We start from the raw sequence: 6,401 nt of genomic DNA, 5'->3' as shown, positions 1-6,401 counted from the left end.
AACGTGTTCAGCAGCCAACTCAGCCTCGTCAGCACGTCCGCCAGCAGACAGGGCGGCGGTGGCGGAGGCGGCGGCGGATAAATCCGCCTCGAACGAGGACTCGGCTATTTTTTGACCCAGAAGTAGACCGCTCAGCGTGAGGACTCGCTTTCTTCGGCCGGACGAGCGGAGTAGCGACTGCAGAAGTCAGGCCAGGCCCATCCCCTCTATCTGTTCGAGTTCGACCTCGACGCGGACGCCTTGCGGGAACTCCAGGTCGGCGACGCGCCGAGCGACCTCGTTGTGGCCGACTATCTCCATCTTTCGCGTGTAGACGGTGTACTCCCAGCTCTTGAACTGACGGTTCTCCTCGCCGGAGATCGACTTGTACTGGGGGACGCGTTTGTGGTCCGGCGGGTCGGAGTGGGGACCTTTCAACTCCGCTCCCTTTCGCTCGGCTATCGACCGGATGTTCGAGACGACGCTGTCGAGGGCGTGTCGATCGCCGCTCTGGAGAAGTATCTTCGTCACGAAGGTCATGGCTGGTTCTGATGGAGGTATACCGTCCTGGTACGTAAAGGGCGTGTTTTGCCGGACGCCGACCGTAGTTTCCGGCGGAGAACGGCGTTCAATCCCCTCCAACGCCGGCGGATTGAACGTCGCCGGCGGAGCGCGCCGAAGATAATCTGTAGCGCTCCGACATCCATTTAATGGCCGGCCGCATACGTGAACGCAATGGCAGTTCAAGCTACGAGCGCGGGTGCTATCCTGTACAGGGATACCCGCGGTCGCAAGGAATACCTCCTCCTCAAAAGTCGCCCGGGCGACTGGGAGTTTCCGAAGGGCGGCGTGGAGGGGGACGAAGAGCTACAGCAAACCGCTATAAGGGAGGTGAAAGAGGAGGCGGGCATCGACGACTTCCGCCTCCTCGACGGGTTCCGCGACGATTACAGCTACGTCTTCGAAGCGAACGGCAAGACGATTCACAAGACCGTCCACCTGTTCGTCGCGAAGTCGTTCGAGGCGAGTGCGGAACTGTCCCACGAGCACAGGGACCTCCAGTGGCGCGACTACGAACAGGCTATCAACACCATCACGCAGGACGGTCCCCGCAACATCCTCCGGGACGCACACGAGTTCCTGCAGGACCGCGACGAGAACTAACTCGAAAAAGTTCTTCGACCGATTACGAACGACGGGCCAGCAGCGCGACCGCCGCGAGCGCGACCGCCGCGACGCCCGCGCCGAAGCCGGGTTGACCGCCGCTGTCGGTCGTCGTCCCGGAGTGGGTCGTCGTGTCGGACGTCGTCGTCGTGCCGTCGTCCGAGGAACTGTCGGTCGTGGTCGTCGTGGTCGTCGTCTCACCCTGCACGTTCAACCCACCCTTGACCTGCGAAAGCCACGCAGATCCGTTGTAGAGGCGGACGTCGATGCCGTACATCCGGGGTTCGAACGAGTCGGTCGACGTCGACGACAGGACCCTGACCGAGTCGTCGCCCTTCGCGCTCATCGCCGAGCTGGGGTCGCTCGCCTTCGACGTGTCGAACACGAGGGATATCTGGCCGTCGCCGTTCTCGTCCACGACGGAGGTGTTGACCCTGTACTTCGCGGTGCCGCCGCCGATCAGGACGTGGGCCTCGCTCGTGCCGTCGAGGCTGAGGTTGATCGTCGCTTTCTCACCGTTCTGTACGTCGACGATGGACGTCCCGAGCGTCGCGCTTCCGTTAGGCGCCGGCTGCATGGAAGCGGGCGACACCGCCTCGGGCTTCGCGTCCGCGTTCACTGCGTTGGGGGGCTGTGCGACTGCGGATCCGACCACTAGCGAGGTAAGCACCAGTGCGACGAGTATATTACGTACGTTCATGGTAGTTCGCAGTTTGGATTGACAAAACTCCGCACGTAAAATCTGACAGCTGATTGTAAATGTTTTCTGATATCTAAGCGTATTCGAATGGTTTACCGGGGCGGGACTGCTGGGACGACTATGGAGCCCGAGTTCGTCTTCGAACTACGGACGTGTCGGTGGGCCGAGCGAGCGTGGCATCCCGACGGCGACTGTGACGCCCTCGTCGCCCGACAACTCGGGACGAAGCGCCGCCGCTGGGACACCGTCGTCGTCGAGGTGGACGCCGACGCGCTGGCACGACGCGAGCAGTTCGGTCGCCGTCGACTCGACTCGGACCTGCTCCACGTCGTCCGCAACGCGCCCGAAGAGTGGGCGTGGTACCAGGACGCGCTCCCCGACCCCGGCTACCCGTGGCGGTACGTCCGCGAGACCATCCACCGTGCGGACGACCGCGGAATCCTCGACGTTCGCAAGCGGCGGAACCGGCTCCAGGTACGGCGACGCTACCGGTATCCGGACTGGGTCGAACGCATCGTCGCCGTGGAGAACAAGCCCGACCTCGACGCGAGCGCGGCCTGTGCCCTCCGCGGCCAGGTCGAACGGGACGTCGCGCTGGCGCTCGCGGACGAGGTCTGGGTCGCGACGCGCGCGACGGGCGACCGGGTCGAACCCGCGCTGCTGGAGGCCATGCCCGTCGAGGTCGGCATCCTCACCTTCGAAGACGACGACGCCGAAGTGGCGTGGTTCCCCCGGTCGCTGGACGTGGACGCACCCGGTACGCGCATCCTCGAACGACCCGAGGGCGGAACGTACGACCGGTCGGCGGCGCGCTTCGAGTACGCCGACCCCGAGTGGAAGCGCGAGAAGCGCCTCGCCATCGCCGAGCGCGCCTACGAGCGCGGCTGGCGGTCGTACGCGGAGACGATGCGGCCCGACTGCCGACACTTCGAACTGCGCCACGAGGGGGCGACGATGCTGCCGCACTGTGCTGCGAAGGGGCGGTGCCAGACCGCCGCTGAGTGTTCGCAGTCCTGTTCGCAGTTCGAGCCCGAACCGCCGGCCTGGCGACAGCGCGGCTGGCCCATCGAGGGCGGTCCGGGGAAAGGCATCCGGCGACTGCTGGAGCGGCGGCGCGAGCGCGAGCGGCCCTAGTTCTTCTGTGCCGTCTCGACCTCGATGTCCTCGCGCGGAGCGGCGAGTTTGAACGTCGGCACGGTCCGGTAGACGACCTCGACGACGCCCTTCCGCTTGAGCGCCTGGAGCGCCGACCGCACCTCGTCGGCGCTCGGGTCGATGTCGAACGCCTCGCGGAGGTCGTGCAGGACCGAGACGACGCTCTGAGAGCGCTCGTCGGGACCGGCCAGCACCTCGAACACGCGGCGCTGGAGGTCCGGGACGCGGACGACGCTCGGCACGTCCTCGCCCTCTTCGGCCTCCACACCGGGTTCGACGTCGACGAGGTCGTTCGCCTCCGCGGTCGCGCGGATGTAGCTGTCCTCGTCACGGTAGTAGTACTCCCCGAGTTCGTTCTCGAGGTACTGGTGGACCTCGCTGCCGCTCTCTAACCCCCACCGCTCCTGGAGTTCGCTGTTCTTCGTCGGTTGCAGTTCGACCAGGTCGGCGAGTCGTTCCCGGACCTCCTCGGACAGCGTCATCGTTCCGGGGTTCGGCGTCCGGGTTATTTGCACCTTCCGAAGACGCTCGTCGCTCCCCCGCGCTGGCGCGTCGCGCGTTCGCGTCCCCGCCGGGCGGTCGACCGGCGCGGGACCGGCGCCAGAGCGGTCGACGCGACGTCTCCGGTCGGACCCGGCCCCGTCGAGTGGCGGAGACGGCGGCCCTCCCGGGATTCGACTCGGGGCCACGTGACGCCGTACCGTGGCCTATCGAAGCCGAAAAGCACTTTACTCCCATAATTATATCTAATTACGACTCATGCCGCAGAACTTCCCCGACTACCTGGACGTCGACTACGACGCCGGCGAAGGCGAAGATCCGGCCGACTACCCCTCGCTCGAGGACAAGATCGAGAAGGCCATCGAGGTCACGCGCGAGGGCCTCGAACAGTACGAGAACCCGGCCGTCATGTGGACCGGCGGCAAGGACTCCACGCTCACGCTGTACTTCATCAAGGAGGTCGCCGAGCGGTTCGACCTCGAAGTCCCGCCTGCGGTGTTCATCGACCACTACCAGCACTTCGACGCCATCCACGACTTCGTCGAGAAGTGGGCCGACGAGTGGGACCTGGAGGTCATCTACGCCCGCAACGAGGACGTGGGCGAGTACGCCGAGGAACACGACCTCGAACCCGGCGACGACATCCCCGTCTCGGAGCTCGACGAGCACAACCAGCACCACATCCGCGACCTGCTGGAGTACGAGGAGGACACGTTCCCGTTCCTGCTCGACACCTACGTCGGCAACCACCTGCTGAAGACGGTCGCGCTGAACGACGCGCTCGAAGAGTACGACGTCGACGGCGTCATCTCCGGCGTCCGCTGGGACGAACAGGAAGCTCGCGCCGACGAGACGTTCTTCAGTCCGCGTCACGACCCCGACATCTACCCGCCCCACGACCGCATTCAGCCGATCCTCCAGTTCGACGAGGCCGCCGTCTGGGATGCCTTCTGGAACTTCGTCGTTCCGGACACCGTCGACGAGTACCCCGACGACGGCTACGTCCCCGAGTCCGCCGACGACCTGCCGAACGACCTCACGCAGGACGACATCCCGGTCTCGCCGAAGTACTTCGCCGGCTTCCGCTCGCTCGGTAGCGAGGTCTCCACCGAGAAGAGCGCCCAGGAACCGGCGTGGCTGCAGGACATGGAGAACACGACCGAGCGCGCGGGCCGCGCCCAGGACAAAGAGGACCTGATGGAGCGCCTGCGCGACCTCGGCTACATGTAGAACCCGTTAGGACGCCCACGGTCGTCAGCGCGTACTGACGACGACCCCTTATAAGGGGTTCATCGAAAGCATCTCTCTTTCGCACCACTTCGTTCCCTTCGGGCGTCGGTCCGCTTGGCCGCCGCGCGCTCTCTCTCTCTCTCCTCTCTCACGGTTTCATCGTTCGCGCGTTTCCCGGCGCGTAGCGCCTCGCACCGCTCGCCCCGGATTGGGGCGTCCGGCGACGGAGTACCAGCAGGCTCGGCGGTCTCGCCGTCCCCGTTCTTTCATATGTCTACCGACCGAACTGTCGACCATGAACTCCGAGTCAGCGCTGTCAGCCCTCGCCGACTCCGGGAGCGACGCCGAATCGACGGGCGACCCGCGGCGACCGGCGGGAGGTCGGTCGTGACCGTCGCCGTCGTGGGGGCCGGCGTCGCCGGCCTCGTAGCCGCCCGGCGTCTCGCCGACCTGGGCGTCGACGTGGCGGTGTTCGAGCGCGAGGAGACGGTCGGCGGTCGCGTGCGCTCGACGCGGGAAGACGGATTCGTCTTCGACCGAGGATTCCAGGTGCTGTTCACCGCCTATCCCGCCGCGCGACGGGAACTCGACTACGACGCCCTCGACCTGCGGTACTTCAAGCCCGGCGCGGTCGTCGCCCGGGAGAACCACCGCGCCGTGCTCGCCGACCCGCTGCGCGACCCGACGGCCCTGCTGGAGTCCGCGGCGAACCGCGACGTGACGGTGGGCGACAAACTCCGGACGCTCAGGCTCCGGCGGGAACTCGCCGACAAGCCGAACCGCGATATCTTCGCGGGCGAGGACGCGTCCATCGCGGAGTATCTCGACGACCGGGGGTTCTCCGCGAAGTTCGTCCAGAACTTCGCCGCGCCGTTCTACGGCGGCATCACGCTCGACCGGACGCTGTCGACCTCGAAGAAGGTGTTCGAGTTCACGTTCAAAATGCTGACGCGCGGGCGCATCGCCGTGCCGGCCGACGGGATGGGGGCGATTCCCGAACAGCTCGCCGACGCGGCCCGTGACGCGGGAGCGGAGATCCGTCTCGGCGAGACGGTGACGGCGGTCGCGGGCGGCGACGACCCCGGACTCTCGCTCGGCGGCGAGACGCTGTCGGCGGATGCGGTCGTCGTCGCGACCGACCCGAAGTCGGCCCGCGACCTGACCGACGTCTTCGCGATACCGACCGGCGAGCGCGGCTGTGTCACCCAGTACTTCGCGGTCGACGAACCCCTGGGAGCCGGCAAGCGCATCCTGCTGAACGGGGACGACCGGAGGGACGGGCCGGGCGGCGAACCCGGTATCGCGCCGAACGAGGTCGTCCCCCTCTCGACCGTCGCGCCGGAGTACGCGCCCGACGACCGCGAACTGCTGAGCGCGACGTTCCTCGGCGCGCCGGACGAGACCGACGCCGACCTCGCCGAGTCGGTCCGGGAGACGCTCGCGGCGTGGTATCCCGAGCGCCGGTTCGGGGAGCTCGAACTCCTGCACACCGCCCGGATGCCGTTCGCGCAGTTCGCCCAGCCACCCAACATCTTCGACGCGCTGCCGGACAACCGGGCGCCGGACGAAGAGGGCGTCTACCTCGCGGGCGACTACACCGAGGCGTCGTCGCTCAACGCGGCGATGGAGAGCGGTCGAAAGGCAGCCCGGGCGGTGTACGAGGACCTGTAAC

General features: G+C 66.7%; 7 protein-coding genes. 4 read left to right on the top strand and 3 right to left on the bottom strand.

The window, feature by feature from the left end; genetic code table 11:
* Positions 1-186: 186 nt before the first annotated feature.
* The gene (locus ACRYA2_RS24225; protein WP_433633914.1) at positions 187-519 is read right to left on the bottom strand and encodes a 30S ribosomal protein S10; all 333 of its coding nucleotides are present in this window, start codon (positions 517-519) and stop codon (positions 187-189) included.
* 195 nt (positions 520-714) lie between these two features.
* Here ACRYA2_RS24225 and ACRYA2_RS24220 point away from each other — a divergent pair, with 195 nt between their 5' ends.
* On the top strand, positions 715-1,143 hold the full coding sequence (locus tag ACRYA2_RS24220; protein ID WP_113277321.1) for a bis(5'-nucleosyl)-tetraphosphatase: 429 nt from the start codon (positions 715-717) through the stop codon (positions 1,141-1,143).
* Positions 1,144-1,165: 22 nt separating this feature from the next.
* On the opposite strand, the gene ACRYA2_RS24215 is transcribed toward ACRYA2_RS24220, so the two are convergent.
* Complete coding sequence (locus ACRYA2_RS24215; protein WP_433633911.1) at positions 1,166-1,843, bottom strand: DUF7827 domain-containing protein; 678 nt, start codon at positions 1,841-1,843, stop codon at positions 1,166-1,168.
* Positions 1,844-1,963: 120 nt separating this feature from the next.
* Between ACRYA2_RS24215 and ACRYA2_RS24210 the strand changes: the two genes are divergently transcribed.
* On the top strand, positions 1,964-2,977 hold the full coding sequence (locus ACRYA2_RS24210) for a DUF5787 family protein (protein ID WP_433633909.1): 1,014 nt from the start codon (positions 1,964-1,966) through the stop codon (positions 2,975-2,977).
* Here ACRYA2_RS24210 and ACRYA2_RS24205 read toward each other — a convergent pair.
* A complete protein-coding gene (locus ACRYA2_RS24205; protein ID WP_433633926.1) occupies positions 2,974-3,480 on the bottom strand; it encodes a DUF5797 family protein in 507 nt (168 codons plus the stop codon). The two genes, ACRYA2_RS24210 and ACRYA2_RS24205, sit on opposite strands and share 4 nt — an antisense overlap.
* A 277-nt stretch (positions 3,481-3,757) precedes the next feature.
* Here ACRYA2_RS24205 and ACRYA2_RS24200 point away from each other — a divergent pair, with 277 nt between their 5' ends.
* Positions 3,758-4,729 (top strand): phosphoadenosine phosphosulfate reductase family protein, encoded by a 972-nt coding sequence (locus tag ACRYA2_RS24200; RefSeq protein WP_433633907.1) that lies wholly within the window; start codon positions 3,758-3,760, stop codon positions 4,727-4,729.
* Positions 4,730-5,116: 387 nt separating this feature from the next.
* Entirely contained in the window at positions 5,117-6,400 is a 1,284-nt protein-coding gene (locus ACRYA2_RS24195) for an NAD(P)/FAD-dependent oxidoreductase (protein WP_433633905.1), read from the top strand.
* The last annotated feature ends 1 nt before the right edge of the window (position 6,401 follow it).

It is taken from the genome of Halomicrococcus pelagicus, assembly GCF_050954125.1.
This window is presented reverse-complemented; position numbering and strand designations above follow the sequence as displayed.